This window comes from Pseudomonas sp. S3_E10, from assembly GCF_054667615.1.
Genome location: NZ_CP162743.1, coordinates 5467375 through 5486653 on the forward strand (window position 1 = coordinate 5467375; position 19279 = coordinate 5486653).

10 protein-coding genes and 2 pseudogenes are annotated in these 19279 nt (G+C 63.0%); 7 read left to right on the forward strand and 5 right to left on the reverse strand.

The features are described 5' to 3' along the window. Positions 1-191: 191 nt before the first annotated feature. The 4 genes from AB4N98_RS25145 to AB4N98_RS25160 all read left to right on the forward strand — a co-directional run bounded on the left by AB4N98_RS25145 (position 192) and on the right by AB4N98_RS25160 (position 9063). Positions 192-2180, forward strand: a complete 1989-nt coding sequence (locus AB4N98_RS25145) for an alpha-1,4-glucan--maltose-1-phosphate maltosyltransferase (RefSeq protein WP_460148970.1) — start codon at positions 192-194, stop codon at positions 2178-2180. An 83-nt stretch (positions 2181-2263) separates the two neighbouring features. After that, the gene (gene treS / locus AB4N98_RS25150) at positions 2264-5611 is read left to right on the forward strand and encodes a maltose alpha-D-glucosyltransferase (protein WP_460148971.1); all 3348 of its coding nucleotides are present in this window, start codon (positions 2264-2266) and stop codon (positions 5609-5611) included. Beyond that, positions 5608-7845 (forward strand): 1,4-alpha-glucan branching protein GlgB, encoded by a 2238-nt coding sequence (glgB, locus tag AB4N98_RS25155; RefSeq protein WP_017528469.1) that lies wholly within the window; start codon positions 5608-5610, stop codon positions 7843-7845. The genes treS and glgB overlap by 4 nt, the downstream gene beginning before the upstream one ends. A gap of 51 nt (positions 7846-7896) precedes the next feature. Continuing rightward, positions 7897-9063 carry a GGDEF domain-containing protein gene (locus tag AB4N98_RS25160; protein WP_017528468.1) on the forward strand — a complete coding sequence of 389 codons (1167 nt, stop codon included), beginning with the start codon at positions 7897-7899 and terminating at the stop codon, positions 9061-9063. Between the two features lie 8 nt (positions 9064-9071). Here the strand turns inward: AB4N98_RS25160 and AB4N98_RS25165 are convergent, their stop codons facing one another. The 3 genes from AB4N98_RS25165 to AB4N98_RS25175 all read right to left on the reverse strand — a co-directional run bounded on the left by AB4N98_RS25165 (position 9072) and on the right by AB4N98_RS25175 (position 13572). Next, entirely contained in the window at positions 9072-11258 is a 2187-nt protein-coding gene (locus AB4N98_RS25165) for a GAF domain-containing protein (RefSeq protein ID WP_135196797.1), read from the reverse strand. A 166-nt stretch (positions 11259-11424) separates the two neighbouring features. Next, positions 11425-12276 carry a CAP domain-containing protein gene (locus AB4N98_RS25170; RefSeq protein ID WP_135196796.1) on the reverse strand — a complete coding sequence of 284 codons (852 nt, stop codon included), beginning with the start codon at positions 12274-12276 and terminating at the stop codon, positions 11425-11427. Positions 12277-12357: 81 nt separating this feature from the next. After that, positions 12358-13572 (reverse strand): MFS transporter, encoded by a 1215-nt coding sequence (locus AB4N98_RS25175; RefSeq protein ID WP_068936577.1) that lies wholly within the window; start codon positions 13570-13572, stop codon positions 12358-12360. A gap of 113 nt (positions 13573-13685) precedes the next feature. On the opposite strand from AB4N98_RS25175, the gene AB4N98_RS25180 reads away from it, so the two are divergent. Beyond that, positions 13686-14567 (forward strand): LysR family transcriptional regulator, encoded by an 882-nt coding sequence (locus AB4N98_RS25180; protein ID WP_017528465.1) that lies wholly within the window; start codon positions 13686-13688, stop codon positions 14565-14567. A gap of 55 nt (positions 14568-14622) precedes the next feature. Further along, positions 14623-15301: pseudogene (locus tag AB4N98_RS25185) on the forward strand (GNAT family N-acetyltransferase). A 40-nt stretch (positions 15302-15341) separates the two neighbouring features. On the opposite strand, the gene AB4N98_RS25190 reads toward AB4N98_RS25185, so the two are convergent. Both AB4N98_RS25190 and AB4N98_RS25195 read right to left on the reverse strand, forming a co-directional pair. Continuing rightward, the gene (locus AB4N98_RS25190; RefSeq protein WP_411736591.1) at positions 15342-16376 is read right to left on the reverse strand and encodes a methyl-accepting chemotaxis protein; all 1035 of its coding nucleotides are present in this window, start codon (positions 16374-16376) and stop codon (positions 15342-15344) included. 258 nt (positions 16377-16634) lie between these two features. Next, positions 16635-16907 (reverse strand): annotated as a pseudogene (locus AB4N98_RS25195) (PAS domain-containing protein); the annotation flags it as partial. A 162-nt stretch (positions 16908-17069) separates the two neighbouring features. Between AB4N98_RS25195 and AB4N98_RS25200 the strand changes: the two are divergent. Then, a complete protein-coding gene (locus tag AB4N98_RS25200) occupies positions 17070-19271 on the forward strand; it encodes an OsmC domain/YcaO domain-containing protein (protein WP_065878960.1) in 2202 nt (733 codons plus the stop codon). Positions 19272-19279 lie beyond the last annotated feature (8 nt).

The following is a 19279-nucleotide window of genomic DNA, read 5'->3' on the forward strand; positions in this document are numbered from 1 at the left end:
CTTTGTGCTTTGCTCTAGCGGTGGACAACCACGGGGCAGGTTTGATTCCCGCTCAGTGGCGGCACATTCACCTGAACTTTTGACTGGCGCTCGCGCTCGGACCTATAGCGGCCCGTTCAGGGAAAACGCGGCCGGTTGAACAATTCGGATCAAGCAAAGAGCGTCCATAGGGCGTAAGGGGAAGATGCTCGATGACTGCTGAAACACAGGTTCCAGACGACGCCTTGTTACCGCTGTCCCAGGCGCTGTTGCTGCCCAGGATCGCAATCGAAAGCACCATGCCGGTGATCGACGGCGGCGAATTTGCCGTCAAGGCCGTGGTTGGCCAACGGGTCAACGTCACCAGCAAGGTGTTCGCCGACGGCCACGACAAGCTCGCCGTACTGGTCCGCTGGCGTGCGCTCAAGGACGAGAGCTGGCACAGCGTGGTGATGACTGACGTGGGTAACAATGGCTGGGAGGGTGCGTTTACCGTCACCGCCGTTGGGCCGCACGAGTATTGCATCGAAGCCTGGATCGATACCTTCGCCAGCTTTTGCTATGAACTGCGCAAAAAGCATGAGGCCGGCGTGCCGGTCAGCCTGGAGTTGCAGGAAGGCCGCAGCCTGGTATTGCAGGCCGCCGAGCGCAGTGACAATGAACTGCGCGACCGCCTGATGTTGCTGCACCATGAACTCTCCGGCCTGCTGGAAACCGAGCAGGTCGCGCTGTTCCTGCACGAAGACAGTGCACACCTGATGACCCAGGCCGACCACCGCGCTTACTTGAGTGTCAGCACCCTGTACCCGGTGGATGTGGAGCGCGAACGCGCGCAATTCGCCAGCTGGTACGAGCTGTTTCCGCGCTCGATCACCGACGATCCCGCGCGCCACGGCACCTTCAACGATGTGCATGCGCGCCTGCCGATGATCCACGACATGGGCTTTGACGTGCTGTACTTCCCGCCGATCCACCCCATCGGCCGCAGCCATCGCAAGGGCAAGAACAACGCGCTGACCGCAGGCCCCGACGATCCCGGCAGCCCTTACGCGATTGGCAGCGAGGAGGGCGGCCACGAGGCCATCCACCCGCAACTGGGCAGCCGCGATGACTTCCGTCGACTGGTCAAAGCCGCCGCCGAGCATGGCCTGGAAATCGCCCTGGACTTCGCCATCCAGTGCTCCCAGGACCATCCATGGCTCAAGCAGCACCCGGGCTGGTTCAACTGGCGTCCGGACGGCACGATCAAATACGCGGAAAACCCACCCAAGAAGTATCAGGACATCGTCAACGTCGATTTCTACGCGGCCGATGCCATTCCGGGCTTATGGACAGAACTGCGCGACATCGTAGTGGGCTGGGTGGAAGAGGGCGTGAAGACCTTTCGCGTCGACAACCCTCACACCAAGCCGCTGCCGTTCTGGCAATGGTTGATCAGCGACGTGCGCGCCAAGCACCCGGAGGTGATCTTCCTCGCCGAGGCCTTCACCACCCCGGCGATGATGGCGCGTCTGGGCAAGGTCGGTTATTCCCAGAGCTACACCTATTTCACCTGGCGCAACACCAAGGCTGAGTTGAGCGAGTATTTCACCCAGTTGAACCAGTCGCCGTGGCGTGAGTGCTACCGCCCGAACTTCTTCGTCAATACACCGGATATCAACCCCGGCTTCCTGCACGAGTCCGGGCGCGCGGGCTTTTTGATCCGCGCCGCGCTGGCCACCCTGGGCTCGGGCCTGTGGGGCATGTATTCAGGGTTCGAATTGTGCGAAGCCGCGCCGGTACCGGGCAAAGAGGAATACCTGGACTCGGAGAAATACGAGATCCGCCCACGGGACTTCGCCGCGCCGGGCAACATCATTGCCGAAATCGCCCAGCTCAACCGCATCCGCCGGCAGAACCCGGCATTGCACACGCACCTGGGGCTCAAGCTGTACAACGCGTGGAACGACAACATCCTGTACTTCGGCAAGCGCAGCGAGGACGGCAGCAACTTCATCCTGGTGGCGGTCAACCTGGACCCGTTCAATGCCCAGGAGGCGCATTTTGAATTGCCGCTGTGGGAGATGGGCCTGCCGGACGATGCCCACACCCAGGGCGAGGACCTGATGAACGGCCATCGCTGGACGTGGTATGGCAAGACCCAGTGGACGCGGCTGGAGCCGCAAATGCCGTTTGGGGTTTGGCGCATCACTGCTTCCTGAGTCTTGCGCACATCACATGTGGGCGGGAGCAAGCCCCTTCCCACATTGACTGCATTCTGCCTGCTGAATTTCAGGAGTTTCCAATGGCGAAGAAACCCAAGGCTGCCACCTTTATCAAAGACCCGCTCTGGTACAAGGACGCGGTGATCTACCAGGTTCACGTCAAATCCTATTTCGACTCCAACAACGACGGCATCGGCGACTTTCCCGGCCTGATCGCCAAGCTCGACTACATCGCCGACCTGGGCGTGAACACCATCTGGCTGCTGCCGTTCTACCCCTCGCCCCGTCGCGATGACGGCTACGACATTGCCGAATATCGCGGCGTGCACAGCGACTACGGGACCCTCGCCGATGCCAAGCGCTTTATTGCCGAAGCCCACAAACGCGGGCTGCGGGTGATCACCGAGCTGGTGATCAACCACACGTCCGACCAGCACCCCTGGTTCCAGCGCGCGCGCAAGGCCAAGCCCGGCTCGGCCGCGCGGGACTTCTACGTGTGGTCCGATGACGACCAGAAATACGACGGCACCCGCATCATCTTCCTCGATACCGAAAAGTCCAACTGGACCTGGGACCCGGTCGCCGGCCAGTACTTCTGGCACCGTTTCTATTCCCACCAGCCCGACCTCAATTTCGATAACCCGCAAGTCATGAAGGCCGTGCTGTCGGTGATGCGCTACTGGTTGGACATGGGCATTGACGGCCTGCGCCTGGACGCCATTCCGTACCTGATCGAGCGCGACGGCACCAACAACGAAAACCTGGCCGAAACCCACGACGTGCTCAAGCAGATCCGTGCCGAGATCGACGCCAATTACCCGGACCGCATGCTGCTCGCCGAAGCCAACCAGTGGCCCGAAGACACACAGCTGTATTTCGGCGATCGCAAGGGCGACGACGGCGACGAATGCCACATGGCCTTCCACTTCCCGCTGATGCCGCGCATGTACATGGCGCTGGCCCAGGAAGATCGCTTCCCGATCACCGATATCCTGCGGCAAACGCCGGAGATCCCCGCTAACTGTCAATGGGCGATTTTCCTGCGCAACCACGATGAACTGACCCTGGAAATGGTCACCGACAAAGAGCGCGATTACCTGTGGAATTACTACGCCGCCGACCGCCGCGCGCGGATCAACCTGGGGATTCGCCGGCGCCTGGCGCCCTTGCTGGAGCGCGACCGCCGCCGCGTGGAGTTGCTCAACAGCCTGCTGCTGTCGATGCCGGGCACGCCGACCCTGTATTACGGCGATGAAATCGGCATGGGCGACAATATCTACCTGGGCGACCGTGATGGCGTGCGCACGCCCATGCAGTGGTCCATCGACCGCAACGGCGGGTTCTCCCGCGCCGACCCGGCCAGCCTGGTGCTGCCGCCGATCATGGACCCGCTCTACGGCTACCTGTCGGTCAACGTCGAGACCCAGACCCAAGACCCACATTCGCTGCTCAACTGGAACCGACGCATGCTGGCGGTGCGCAAGCAATCCAAGGCATTCGGCCGTGGCAGCTTGAAAATGCTCTCGCCGACCAACCGCCGCATCCTGGCGTATACCCGTGAGTACACCGGCGAGGATGGGCACACCGAGATCATCCTGTGCGTGGCCAACGTGTCCCGCAGTGCCCAGGCGGCTGAGTTGGACCTGTCGGCGTTCGCCGGCATGGTGCCGGTGGAGATGCTCGGCGGTAATGCCTTCCCACCGATCGGCCAACTGAATTTCCTGCTGACCCTGGCGCCGTACGGCTTCTACTGGTTTGTACTGGCGGCGGAAAACCGTATGCCCAGCTGGCATGTGGAGCCGGCGCAAAGCATTCCCGATTTCACCACCCTGGTATTGAAAAAACGCATGGAAGAACTGCTTGAAGAACCTGGCCGCACCACCCTTGAGCAAACGTCGTTGCCGGCCTGGCTGCCCAAGCGGCGTTGGTTTGCCGGCAAGGACGTGGCCATCGACAGCGTCCGCATTGTCTACGGCGTACGGTTTGGCGACCCGCAGCATCCGGTGTTGCTCAGCGAGCTGGAGGTGAGCGCCGCCGGGCAGGTCAGTCGTTACCAGTTGCCGTTCGGTTTCCTGGCTGAAGACCAGTTCACCAGCGCCTTGCCCCAACAACTGGCCCTGGCCCGCGTGCGGCGTACGCGCCAGGTAGGGCTGGTGACCGACGCCTTCAGCCTGGAGCACTTTGTGCGCGCGGTGATCCAGGGCCTGCAAGCCGGCACGGTGTTGAATTCCAGCGACGGCGACCTGCGCTTTGAGGCCACGCCCCACTTGGCCGAGCTGCCACTGAGCGACGAAACGCCGGTGCGCTATTTGTCGGCCGAGCAGTCCAACAGCTCGGTGGTGGTGGGGGAGTGCCTGGTACTCAAGTTGATCCGCAAGGTCAGTGCCGGCGTACACCCGGAGCTGGAGATGAGCGCCTACCTGACCGCCGCCGATTACCCGAATATCTCGCCGCTGATGGGCGCCGTGATCCGTCGCGATGCCAATGGCGAAGACAACCTGCTGATGATCGCCCAGGGCTACCTGAGCAACCAGGGCGACGCCTGGAGCTGGACCCAGAACAACCTCGAACGCGCGATTCGCGACGAACTGGCCGAGGCCATTTCCGAGCAGGAACAGCACTACAACGCGCTGGGCGAACTGGCGGACTTTGCCGGCCTGCTCGGCCGGCGCCTGGGCGAGATGCACCTGGTGCTCGGGGCGAAAACCGCCAACAAGGACTTCCAGCCTGAGGTCACGACCGCCAAGGACACCCAAGCCTGGAGCAAGGATGTCGGTGCCCAGATCGACCGCGCCCTGCATCTGCTCAAGCTGCAGCAAAACCAATTGAACCCGGCGGATCAGGCGTTGGTCACTGATTTGTTGGCGCACAAAAAAGCCGTCCGCGAGCACGTCCAGGCGTTGGCCAAGGCCACCTTGGGCGGGCTGCGTATTCGCGTCCACGGTGATTTGCATCTGGGCCAGGTGTTGGTGGTGAAGGGTGATGCTTACCTGATCGACTTCGAAGGCGAGCCGGCCAGGCCGCTGCATGAGCGTCGCGGCAAGCACAGCCCGTACAAAGACGTGAGCGGTGTACTGCGCTCGTTCGATTACGCGGCGGCCATGGCCCTCAATGAGCAGGGCGCGGATCACTCCGAACAGGCCGACCAGGCACGCAAGCGCGTGACTGATCGCTACCTGAAAGAAGCACGCCTGGCATTTATCCAGGCTTATCAGGCGGCTACGTCTACACTGGCGCATGACTGGCAGGATGCCAAAGGCCAGGACGCCGCGCTGACGTTGTTTGGCCTGGAGAAGGCCGCGTACGAAGTGGCCTACGAGGCGGAAAATCGCCCGACCTGGTTGCCGGTGCCGTTACAGGGCCTGCATAACCTGTTGAGCGAGTTGTTACCTAAATCCAAGCATGCACGCGGTGGGGAGACGTCATGAGTTTTACATATAAAGAACCGCTGCAGCCCAAGCTGACGGCAATGCCGGCGTCCAGGGACGTCGATGCGCTGGTGCGCGCCGAGCACCATGACCCGTTCTCTATTCTCGGGCCACACGATGATGAGCAGGGCGGGCAATTTATCCGCGCGTTCCTGCCGGAGGCCCTGAGCGTTCACGTACTGGCGCGCGACAGTGGTGAGCCGATCGGCAGCCTGGATGCCACCCAGGTGCCGGGTTTGTTTGTCGGGCACTTCAACCATCGCCAGGCGTACCTGCTGAAGATCCAGTGGGCCGGTGGCGAGCAGATCACCGAAGACCCGTACAGTTTCAGTCAGTTGCTGCTGGGCGAGATGGACCTGTACCTGTTTGCCGAAGGCAACCATCGCGACCTCAGCAGTTGCCTGGGCGCCCAGGTGGCTAACGTCGATGGTGTGGACGGGGTGCGTTTTGCCGTGTGGGCACCGAATGCGCGGCGCGTGTCGGTGGTGGGCGACTTCAATATCTGGGACGGTCGCCGCCACCCGATGCGCCTGCGCCATCCCTCCGGCGTGTGGGAAATCTTTATCCCGCGCCTGCAACCGGGTGCGGCTTACAAATACGAGATCCTCGGCGCCAACGGCATCCTGCCGCTCAAGGCCGACCCCATGGCGCTGGCCACCCAGCTGCCGCCGGACACCGCGTCGAAAGTCGCGCCGCCTTTGCGGGTGGACTGGCAAGACCACGAATGGATGCAGTCACGCGGCGAAAAACAGAAGTCCACGGCGCCGCTGTCGATCTATGAATTGCACGTCGGTTCCTGGCAGTGCGAGCTGGATGAGGCCGGTGAAGTGGCCCGGCAATATGGCTGGCGCGAGCTGGCCGAACGGCTTGTTCCCTATGTGCAGCAACTGGGCTTCACCCATATCGAACTGATGCCGATCATGGAGCACCCGTTTGGCGGCTCGTGGGGCTATCAAGCGTTGTCGCAGTTTGCCCCGAGCGCGCGTTTTGGCTCGCCGGAAGATTTCGCGTATTTCGTCAACGCGCTGCACCAGGCCGATATCGGCGTGATCCTCGACTGGGTGCCGGCGCATTTCCCTACCGATACCCACGGCCTGGCGCAGTTCGACGGCACCGCGCTGTACGAATACGCCAACCCGCTGGAAGGCTTTCACCAGGACTGGGACACGCTGATCTACAACCTGGGCCGCACCGAGGTGCACGGCTTTATGCTGGCTTCGGCGTTGCACTGGCTCAAGCATTTCCACGTCGACGGCCTGCGCGTTGATGCGGTGGCCTCGATGCTGTATCGCGACTATTCGCGCAAGGCCGGCGAATGGGTGCCCAACCGTCATGGCGGGCGCGAGAATCTGGAAGCCATCGATTTTCTGCGGCACTTGAACGACGTCGTGGCGCTGGAGGCCCCCGGTGCGCTGGTGATCGCCGAGGAGTCCACGGCCTGGCCCGGCGTGAGCCAGCCCACCCAACAGGGCGGCCTGGGGTTCAATTACAAATGGAACATGGGCTGGATGCACGACTCCCTGCATTACATCCAGCAAGACCCGGTGTACCGCGCCCATCACCATAACGAGCTGAGCTTCGGCCTGGTCTATGCCTGGTCCGAGCGCTTTATCCTGCCGATCTCCCACGATGAAGTGGTGCACGGCAAGCACTCGCTGATCGACAAGATGCCGGGCGACCGCTGGCAGAAGTTTGCCAACCTGCGTGCCTACCTGGCGTTCATGTGGATGCACCCCGGCAAGAAGCTGCTGTTCATGGGCTGCGAGTTCGGCCAGTGGCGTGAGTGGAACCACGACCAGCAGCTGGATTGGTACCTGTTGCAGTACCAGGAACACCAGGGCGTGCAAAAACTGGTGGGTGACTTGAACCGCCTGTACCGCGAGGAGCCTGCGTTGCACGAACAGGACGATGCGCCCCAGGGCTTCCAGTGGCTGATCGGCGATGACGCGATCAACAGCGTCTATGCCTGGCTGCGCTGGAGCAAGGACGGCAAGCCGGTACTGGTGGTGGCCAACTTCACCCCGGTGCCGCGCGAAGCCTACGCCGTGGGTGTGCCGTTTGCCGGGCGCTGGAGCGAGGTGATCAACAGTGATGCGGACACCTACGCCGGCTCCAATTTCGGCAACGGTGGCGAAGTGTTCACCCAGGACGAGCCGCGCCATGGTCAGCCGGTGTCGTTGTCGCTGAACTTGCCGCCGCTGGGGGTATTGATTCTGCGGCCTGAAGCGCGTTGAAGGCTCTGCTGTGAGGGATTCGGTTGTCCGCGGTGCTGGCAGGGTGCCACAATGGCACCTTTGTCGCGGCAGTCGAATCAGGCGAATTTCATGAATGGCCTTGGGCGTGAGCAGGACCAGGATTGCTTTATAGAAGAGCAGGTGCGCACCGACCGTCTGCACCAACTGTTTCGGCAGTCATTTGCGGCCATTTTCGGCAGTTATCTGGCGGCAGCGATGCTCTGCTGGCTGTGCTGGGATCGCTTCGACCACACCGTCATGCTGGGCTGGTTGGTGCTGCTGACGGCCTCGTCGATGCTGCGGATCAAGATGTTCATGGACTGGTTTCGCTGCCCCAACAGCGAACGCACGCCGGACCGCTGGGAGCGCCGCTACTGGATCACCCTGACGCTCTCGGCCAGTATCTGGGGCGCCGGCGCGTTTGCGGTGATGCCCGCCGATGACCGTTTGTCCCAAGTGCTGGTGATGCTGTTCACCGTGGGCATGTCGGTGAGCGCGGTCTCGTGCTATTCGGCCTATCGCAACATGACGCTGTTGTCGATTGCGCTGGTGCTGCTGCCCTGTACGGTGTGGCTGCTGTTCCAGCCGTCCTCGATGCAGGTGGGGGTAGCGATCGCGGTGTTGGTGTTCAGCACGTTTGTGGTCAGCGCTACACGCAAACTCTCCGATGCCCTGGAAAAAGCCTTTCGCCTGACCCGGCAAATGGAGCGTGCCCACAATATTTCCACGCGTGCGGCCCAAACCGACGAGCTGACCGGCTTGATGAATCGCCGCGCGTTTTTCGAACATGCGCACCTGTTGTACGCACAGTGCCGCCATCACCAGCAACCCTTGTGTGCGTTGATGATGGACATGGACCATTTCAAGCAGATCAACGATACCTACGGGCACCAGGCCGGTGACCAGGTGCTGCGCCAGATTGGCGGGGTGATCAGCGCATCGTTCCGCAAGGCCGATGTGTACGGCCGCCTGGGGGGCGAAGAGTTTGCCGTGCTGTTGCCCAACACCACCTTGGAAACCGCGCGGGAGATTGCCGAACAACTGGTCAAGGCCATCTCCGGCCTGGCCTGCGACCCGGTGCATGGGCTCAGCGCCAGTTTGGGAGTGGCCTTCGCCAATGCGTTGGATCAAGACCTGCACGGCTTGATGAATACGGCGGACAAGGCGCTGTACCGGGCCAAGGCCCAAGGCCGCAACCAAGTGGCACTGGCGGAGTAGGGCGCCGTTCAGTCCTTGCAGATGGCCTTGGTCAACACCCGCGAGACCTGCTCGGCGGAGTACGGTTTGGCGAGAAACTCGAACCCTTCGTAGCCGCTGTCGGCCAGCTCTTCGCTGTAGCCCGAGGTGAGCACCACGGGCAGGTCGGCACGGCGCCGGCGCAGCAGTTTGGCCATGGCCACGCCGGTGATGCCGGGCATTACCACATCCGAGAAGACCACATCGAACGCCATGGCATCCTGGCCCGCGAGGGTCAGCGCCTGCTCGCCATCGGTGGCCCAGGTGGTCTGGTAGCCCAGGTCTTGCAGAATCTGGGTGGCAAACCGCCCGACTTCGAGGTTGTCCTCCACGATCAACACGCGGCACTGGGCGGTATTGTGGGCGGGCGCCGGGGGTTCCTGCGGGATGGCATGCCGCGATGCCAGCGCTTCTACCTGCGGCAGGTACAACGTGAACACGCTGCCTTCGCCGAGAGTGCTGGCCACGTCGATATTGCCGCCGGACTGCTTGGCAAAGCCGAACACCTGGGACAGGCCCAGCCCGGTACCTTTGCCCACGGCCTTGGTGGTAAAGAACGGCTCGAATATGCGCTCGATGGTTTGCGGCGCAATGCCTTGGCCGGTATCGGCCAGCGAGACGGCGATATACGGCTGGCCGGCCCCCGCATCGCCACGGATGCTCGGCAGCGGCTGCCCGCCGACGACCCGCAACGTCAGCGTGCCCTGGCCGCCCATGGCATCGCGGGCATTGAGGGCCATGTTGATCAGCGCGGTTTCAAATTGGCTGGAATCGACCCGTGCGAAGCAGGCATGCGAGGGCAGCTCGACCTGTACGTGAATGCGCGCCCCGGTGACGCTTTCGAGCATCTCGCCGATATTCCGCACCTGCTGGCCCACGTCGAAGACTTCCGGGTTGAGCGGTTGGCGGCGGGCAAAGGCGAGCAGTTGGCTGGTCAATTTACTGGCCCGCTCCACCGTGTCGGACACCGCACTCATGTAGCGTTGGCGCCGATCTTCGGGCAGGCCCGGCTGGCGCAAAAAGTCCACCGATGAGCGAATGATTGTCAGCAGGTTGTTGAAGTCATGGGCCACGCCACCGGTCAATTGACCGATGGCTTCAAGTTTCTGCGACTGGCGCAACGCGGCTTCGGCCTGGGCCAACGCAACGGTGCGCTCTTGCACGCGCTGTTCCAGGGTCCTGTTCAGTTCGGCAAAGGCGGCCAGGCCTTGGCGCACGTCGGCGTCAGCGCGCACCCGCTCGATATGCGCCCAGGAACGCTCGGTGACCTCGCGCAGCAAGGCCAGGTCGTAAGGTGACCAGGTCCGAGGTGAGTGGTTGTGTACAGCCATCAAGGCGGTCAGGCGGCCGTTTTTGATCAGCGGCATGCAGAGGGTGGCGCTGACGCCCAGGGCCCGGAAGCTGGCAGATTCCGCGGCAGGCAATTCGCGCAGGTTGTCCTGGATCACCAGCGGTTCGCCGGCCTTCAGGCTGGTCACGGCGCGTTCCCCGAACGCTGCCAGGCTGTAGCGCCCAACGATGTTCGGCGAACCTGGGGCGGCCCAATTGTCGCGGATGGTGAAGCCGTCCTCGTCGGCGTCCATGTCGGCGTAGGCGCAGTTGCTCACGCGCAGGTGTTCGGCCAGCAGACGGGTGGTGCTGGCCATGATGGCTTCGGCATCGGCGGCATTGACCACGGCGTGACCGATGGCATCGAGCACCGCCAGGCGCCGGGTGAGGAATACGGTGGCGGTGGTTTCGGTCACCGTATCAAGCATGCCCACCACGGCGCCCTGTGGGTCGCGGATCGGGCTGTAGCAGAAGGTGAAGTACGCCTGCTCCTGCGCCTGGCCGCGTTCGATCACCAGCGGGAAATTCTCGATATACGTGGCGTGGCCTTGGAAGGCAGCGTCGCAAATGGGGCTGATCTCAGCCCATGCCTCGCTCCACACTTCGCTGAAGGGGCGCCCGAGTGCGTAGGGTTTGTTACCGAGGATTGGCGTAAAGGCGTCGTTGTACAGCGTGATCAACTGCGGCCCCCAGACAATCGCCTGGGGAAAGCTCGAAGCGAAACACAGTGCCACGGTGGTTTTGAGCACATCCGGCCACTGCTCCAGCGGCCCCAGGGGCGTACCGGCCCAATCATGCTGACGCACGCGTTCAGCCATTTCGCTGCTGCTTTGCAGCCAATTCATCATTGGGAGAACACCTTTAACCAGAATCCACAGCGCGCTTGAATGCCCGGCGCAAAGCTACAGACCCGTGCCGACGCTGTCAGTTCAGCGCGAATATCCGCGAGCGGGCGGCTGGCTGCTCTATGCGTTTGAGCAGGCCGGGCCGCCCGCCGGGTGTTGGCCCAGCCCGTTATTGCGTGCCGAACAGACCGGTCCAGTAGATGCCCGCATCGCTCTTGGGGTCCATCGCATACGCGGCGCCCAGTTCACGAAATTGCGGGTTCATCAGGTTGGCGCAGTGACCGGGGCTGGCGAGCCAGCCATCGACGACTTTGCGTGGGGTATCCAGGCCGGCGGCAATATTTTCGCCGATGTTCTTCGCGATGTACCCGGCCAGTTCGGCGCGGTCGCCAGGGGTGCGGCCGTCGTGGTCCAGGTGGTCGAAGAAGTTGCCGTTGGCCATGTTTCGGGTATGGCTGTTGGCGGCGCTGGCCAGGGTGTCGTTCCACGACAGCGGCGTGGTGGCGCTGAATGCCTGGGCGCCGCATTGGCGGGGTTGGGCGCGGGCGGTGTTGATCAGCTCCAGCAGTTTCCTGCCTTCGGTTTGCCAGTCGCCCAGGCCGCTCGATAGCAGCGGGCGGGCCAGCACGATGCGCCAGTCCTGGCCGCTGTTGCTCACGCCGATGTCGACGAATTGCGGGTCCAGCACCACCCGGCAGAAGCTTTCGCGCACGGCCTTCATGGCGGCCTGGGCATCCTTGGGGCCGGACAGGCTGATGGCCTGCACATTCACCATCGGGTAAGCGGCGCGGGCCAGGGCCTGCTGCAAATCGCCGACGTTGTTGGCCGGGAGCACCAGCCGCGTGTCGCTGGCCAACGGTGGCAGTTCCTGGGAACCCTGGTCACCGCAGCGCTGCACCTGGCTGCGGTATTGGTTGATCTGTTGTACCAACTGACTTTCTTCATTCGCCATCGCGCTGGCGCAGAACACCGTACTGGCGGCCAGCGTCGTGAGGCCCATCATCAATGACAGAACGCGCATGGACGTTACCCTTGAGCTTGAAAGTGCCCATGATGCGCGATGTAACCCGGTCTGGCGCAACGCCTTTTTTGTTTTTTTGCCTCAACGGGTGTTCTGCACGCCGTTCGCCGCACGGCTGTGGCCCCATGCCATCGCCATGGCGACCAGGATCAAGCCGACGGCCACGGCGAAGGTGGCGTGCAAGCCATGCGTCACCGCCTGCGGCGCGGCGCGGGTGACGTTGGGGGTGACCCAGGCGAACACCGCGCCCAGGGCCGAGGTGCCGACAATCAGGCCCAGATTGCGCGACAGGTTGAGCAAACCGGAGATTGTCCCCCGGCGTGCGGCCTCCACATCGCTCATGACGCCTGTGTTATTGGCGGCCTGGAACAGGCTGTAACCCGTGGTCAGGATCATCAGCGCGGCCAGGTAGGCAATCAACCCCGAAGTCAACGACAGCAGCAGCGCGCCACACAGCAGAATGCCCAGCCCGGCGCGTGTCATGCGCTGGCTGCCGAGGCGGTCGGTGAGGCGGCCGGCGGGTACGCCGGTGAGCGCCGCGACGCACGGCCCGACGGCCAGCGCCAGGCCCATCCACTCAGGGCCCAGGCCCAGGCCGCGGGACAGGTAAAACGGCCCGACCACAAAGGTGGCCATGATCACGGCGGCGATCAACGTGCTCATTGCCAGGCCTGTGCGCAGCGCTGCATCGTTGAGCGGCGCCCAGAGGCTCAACCGCGCGGCTGACTGCGTGCCGTGCCGATCCGGCGGCAGGCAGCGCCACGCCAGCGCCACCGCCAGCAGCCCCAGGGGCATGCCCGCCAGGAATAACGCGCGCCAGCTCCACAGGCTGAGCAGCATCCCACCCACGCTGGGCCCCATGGCGGTGCCCACGGCCGACACGGTGCCGAGCAAGCCCATCGCCCGGCCGGTGCGCTCTTTGGTGACGGTATCGCCGACCATGCCCAGGGCCATCGCCATCATGCTCGCCGCGCCCAGCCCTTGCAGGACCCGCGCGGCGATCAACGCATTCAGCGACGGCGCCACGGCGCATACGCCGCAGGCGAAAGTAAACAACAGCAACCCGCCCAGCAGCAGGCGGCGGCGCCCGAGGCGATCACCCAGGCGGCCGGCATTGACGATGACGGCCGTGATCGCCAGCAGGTAGGCCAACACCACCCACTGCACCGCGTGAAACGACGCATCGAACGCCAGCGCGAGGCTGGGAAGGCCGACATTGGCGATGCTGGTGCCGAGGGACGCCAGCAACATGGACAACGACAGGCTGACGAGACCGCCGCGTGGGGAGGAGGGCATGGGAGATTCCTTGAGTGACTGCAACTGTCACAACTCTACGGCGTGGCCTAACATGGCGGAAGGCGCATGGTTTGCACTCAATACCTGCATATGACGCCTGCCAAGGAGCGCTGATGCCCGATCTGAATCTGCTGATCACCCTGGATGTGCTGCTTGCCGAAGGCAGCGTTGCCGGCGCAGCCAAGCGCCTGGGCCTGAGTGCCTCGGCCATGAGCCGTGCGCTGGCGCGTCTGCGCGACACCACCGGCGACCCGCTGCTGGTGCGTGCCGGTCGTGGCCTGGTGCCAACCCCGCGAGCGCTGGAGTTGCGCGAACAGGTCAGCCGTCTGGTGCAGGACGCACACGCCGTGTTGCGCCCGACGTTGAGCCTGGATATGCATCAGGTAGAGCGCACCTTCACCCTGCGCACCAGTGAAGAGTTCGTCGAGCACGTGGGCCCGGCGTTGCTCGCGCGTATCGCCCAAGAGGCGCCTGGGGTGCGCCTGCGCTTCGTCAACAAGACCGACAAGGACAGCGCCTTGCTGCGCGATGGCCGGGTGGATCTGGAAACGGGTGTGGTCGACCCCGCCGCCAGCCCCGAAGTGTTGACCCAGGCGCTGTTTCGCGACCGCTTGATCGGCGTGGTGCGCAAGGGCCATCCCCTTAGCCGGGGCGCCATCAGCGCACAGCGTTTTGCCGAGGGCCGGCACGTCTACGTCTCGCGTCGCGGGCAGGACCGTGGCCAGATCGACGCTGCGCTCGAGCGCTTGGGCTTCACGCGACAGATCACCAGCATCGTCGCCGGCTTCTCCACGGCCATGGCCCTGGCACGCGACAGCGACTTGATCGCCAGCGTGCCCGAGCGCTACACCGCCCACCGCCACGACCTGTTCTGCTTTGCACTGCCGGTCAGCTTGCCGACCTTCACCGTGGCGATGCTCTGGCACCCACGGCTGGACGCGGACCTCGCCCATCGTTGGCTGCGTGGCTGCTTGCGTGAGGTGTGTGGGCAATAACCCCTGCGCAACAGGTACAATCGCCGCCGCCTTGACGCGAAACCCAGGAATTTGCATGTTCAGCCTTACCCGCTACACCACGCCGTGCCCCGAGACCATCAATGGCCAGATCCTGCAACTGGTGGTGGACAACCTCACCGACATCAGTAGCGTGGCGCTGCCGCCGAGCAACCTGCTCTACAACATCTACCAGTATGCGATTGGCTTTGAAGTGCACCTGTACCTGGAGGCGCTGAAGGGCGACAAGGGCATTGCAGTGGAACTGATCGTCGCCACCGATGCGCAGGATGCCGAGCGGGTTCTCGGCTTTTTGTTGTGCTTGCCGGTCAAGGATGATCCCCAGGCGTGCGGCATTGCCTTTATGGCGGTGCAGGCCGGTTGCCGCCGACAGGGCGTGGCGCGGGGCATGATGCAGGACGTGCTCGCGCGCTACCCCCATGCCGAACTGGCCCTGTGCGGTGGAAAAGGTCGCGGCCTTCGAAGCCATGGGTTTTCAAGTACGCGCTGCGCGCGGCACCCAAGTGCTGATGAACACCCGCGACTACGCCACCGATGGCTTGATGGGCGTGCTGGATGTCGCGCCGATCTACAGCTCGCTGGAGGTGCGCCAGATCCACACCTACCTGCTGCAGAAACACGGCAAGCGCGCCATGGTGGACGCTGAGAAACAGCGGGATCGGCACCTGGATCAGTTGACGCGTAAAGCCCGGTTGTTCGTGCAGTCTCGCGGTTGAGCGCGTCTGGTCAACGCGCTCAAGCCCCGCCGCGTTTTACTCAGCGATTGAAACGTTCTACCAGCGCATATTGAGTGGCGGCGGTGTTGGTCAGCTCTTTGCTCAACCCGGTGGATTGATGGGCTTGCAGCGAGGTCTGGTCGGCCAACTCGGCGATGGTGGTGATGTTGCGGCTGATCTCCTCGGCGACGGCACTTTGTTCTTCGGTGGCGGCGGCGATCTGGGTGGTCATCTCCGTAATGTGCGACACCGCTTCGCTGATGCCCACCAACGCCTGATCCGCTTCCAGCACCCAGGCCACGCCTTCCTGGGCCTGGCGTTGGCCGTTTTCCATGCTGAGCACGGCATTGTTGGAAGACGCTTGCAATTGGGTGATCAGGGCGTGGATCTGCGTCGTGGACTGCGAGGTGCGCTGTGCCAGTTGGCGCACTTCATCGGCCACCACGGCAAAGCCACGGCCTTGTTCGCCCGCGCGGGCGGCTTCGATGGCGGCGTTGAGCGCCAGCAGGTTGGTCTGATCGGCGATGCCTTTGATCACGTCCACCACGCTGCCGATTTCATCGCTGTCGCGGGCCAGTTGCGCCACGGTGGCGCCCGTCTCGCCGACCACGGTAGACAATCGCTCGATGGCCTCGCGGGTATCGCGCGCCACTTCGCGGCCGCGGCCGGTCAGCACATTGGCTTGCTGGGTGGCGTCGGCGGTACGTTGCACATGGCTCGCGACTTCCTGGGTGGTGGCCGCCATCTGGTTGACCGCCGCCGAGACCTGTTCGGTTTCGACGCGCTGACGGTCAAGGCCCCTGGAACTGGCGGTCGCCAATTGATCGGATTGCCCGGCCAGCGCGCTGAGTTGTTCGGCACTGTCCTGTAGGCGCGTGAGGCAGGTTTTCAGGCGTGCATGCTGGCTGAGGAATGCTGTTTCCAGCCGCGCTTGAGGGCCGCGTGCGTCGCTGTACATCTGGGCGATCAAGGCATCCGACGTCGAGGGTTCGACCCCCTCCAACAAACGCAAGGTGCTGCCTTGGCGCCAGCGTGCGCAGAGCATGCCCACCGGTACCGCGACGGCCACCGCCACGGCGATGGCGGCCGGTGCGCTGAGGAACAGCCCGCCGAGGGCGCCGGCAACACCGGTGACGGCATAGGGCGCGCAGCCTAAAAGCGCCGGCAGCCAGGCATCCTGCAGCGAAACGCCGGATTTGCCTTGGCCCAGGCGTCGATACAGCGCCTGGGCGCGACGGATTTCGTCGGCGCTGGGCTTGACCCGCACCGACTCGAAACCCACCACCCGGCTGCCTTCGAAGATCGGCGTAACGTACGCGTTGACCCAGTAATGGTCGCCGTTTTTCGAGCGGTTCTTGACGATCCCCATCCACGGCAGGCCTTTTTTCAGCGCACTCCACATGTGCGCAAAGACGGCCGGGGGTACGTCGGGGTGACGCACGATGTTCTGCGGGGCGCCGATCAGGTCGGCTCGTTCAAAGCCACTGATCTCGACAAAAGCATCGTTACAGTAGGTGATGCCACCCTGCGTATCGGTGGCAGAGATAAGTTTTTGCGATGGTGCGAGTGAAATTTCGCGTTGTGTTACGGGCTGGTTATTGCGCATTCCGACTACTCCCTGGTTGCACCCAGTGCATCGGCACTAACCGGCAGAAGATTAATGCACATGGGCTATTTCGCCCGCCATTGGTCAAAAGCCTGAAATCAGTCGACGAAAAACCTCATAATGGCCGCCATTTTTGTTTAGCCCGTATTCTGGTGTGCCCCCATGGAAATCAAGGTCAACTTTCTCGACAACCTCCGGCTTGAAGCCAAGTTCGATGACTTCACGGTGATTGCCGACCAACCCATTCGCTACAAGGGCGATGGTTCGGCGCCGGGGCCATTCGACTATTTCCTCGCTTCGTCGGCGTTGTGCGCGGCGTACTTTGTGAAGTTGTACTGCCAGACCCGCAATATCCCCACCGACAATATTCGCCTGTCGCAGAACAATATCGTCGACCCGGAAAACCGCTATAACCAGATCTTCAAAATCCAGGTGGAGTTGCCGGCGGATATTTCCGATAAGGACCGCCAGGGCATCCTGCGCTCCATCGACCGTTGCACCGTGAAGAAAGTGGTGCAGGCCGGGCCGGAGTTTGTGATCGAGGAAGTGGAAAACCTCGACGCCGATGCCCAGGCCTTGTTGATGCCCGGCAGTACCTCGCAAGGGGGCACGTACATTGCCGGCAAGGACCTGCCGCTGGAGCAGACCATCGCCAATATGTCGGGGATCCTCGCCGGCCTGGGGATGAAGATCGAGATCGCCTCGTGGCGCAATATCGTGCCTAACGTGTGGTCGCTGCATATTCGCGATGCGCACTCGCCGATGTGCTTCACCAACGGCAAGGGCGCGACCAAAGAGGGCGCCTTGGCGTCGGCGCTGGGCGAGTTTATCGAGCGGCTCAATTGCAACTTCTTCTATAACGACCAGTTCTGGGGTGAGGAACTGGCCAACGCGCCGTTCGTTCACTACCCGGATGAGCGCTGGTTCCAACCGGGACCCAACGACGAATTGCCCAGCGAAATCCTCGACGCCTACTGCCGCAAGGTCTACGACCGCGAAGGCGAGTTGCGCGGCTCGCACCTGTTCGACACCAACTCGGGCAACGAAGCGCGTGGCATTGTTTCGCTGCCGTTCGTGCGCCAGTCGGATGGCGAGGTGGTGTACTTCCCGTCCAACCTGATCGAAAACCTTTACCTGAGCAACGGTATGAGCGCGGGCAACACCTTGGCCGAAGCCCAGGTGCAATGCCTGTCGGAGATCTTCGAGCGGGCGGTCAAGCGCGAAATCATCGAAGGCGAATTTGCCCTGCCGGACGTGCCGGCCGAGGTGCTGGCCAAGTACCCAGGCATTGTGGCGGGCATTGAGGGCTTGCAGGCCCAGGGCTTCCCGGTACTGGTCAAGGACGCGTCGCTGGGCGGTGAATTCCCGGTGATGTGCGTGACCTTGATGAACCCGCGCACCGGCGGCGTGTTTGCCTCGTTCGGCGCTCACCCAAGCCTGGAAGTGGCGCTGGAGCGCAGCCTTACCGAACTGCTGCAAGGCCGCAGTTTCGAAGGCTTGAACGACTTGCCGCAGCCGACCTTCGAAGCCCAGGCCGTGACTGAGCCGAACAACTTCGTCGAACACTTCATCGATTCCAGCGGCGTGGTGTCGTGGCGTTTTTTCAGCGCGCAGTCGGAATATGAATTTGTCGAATGGGACTTCTCGGGCGAGGGCGAAGACTCCAACGCCCAAGAGGCCGCGACCTTGTTCGGCATTCTCGAAGGCATGGGCAAAGAAACCTATATGGCGGTGTACGAACACCTCGGCGCCACCGCCTGCCGCATCCTGGTACCGGATTACTCGGAAATCTACCCGGTGGACGATCTGATCTGGGACAACACCAACAAAGCGCTGTTCTTCCGCGCCGATATCCTCAACCTGCACAGCCTTGACGAGGATGAGCTGCAAGCGTTGGTCGAGCGCCTGATCGAAAGCGAGCTGGACGACTACACCGACATCACCACGCTGATCGGCATCGAGTTCGACGACAACACGGCGTGGGGCCAACTGACCATCCTGGAGTTGAAGCTGCTGATTTTCCTGGCCTTGAAGCAGTATGAAGAAGCCAAGGAATGCGTAGAGATGTTCCTGCAGTACAACGACAATACCGCCGAACGTGGGCTGTTCTATCAGGCGATGAACGCGGTGCTGGAGATAGAACTGGACGACGACCTGGAACGGGCGGATTACGCGGTCAACTTGCGCCGCATGTTCGGCGATGAGCGCATGGACGCAGTGATGGGGTCGGTGGACGGCAGCGTGCGGTTCTACGGCTTGACGCCGACCAGCATCAAGCTGGAAGGGCTGGACCGGCATCTGCGTTTGATCGAGAGCTACAAAAAGCTGCACAGCGCGCGGGCTCGCGTCACCTCGGCAGGCTGATGTAGGCG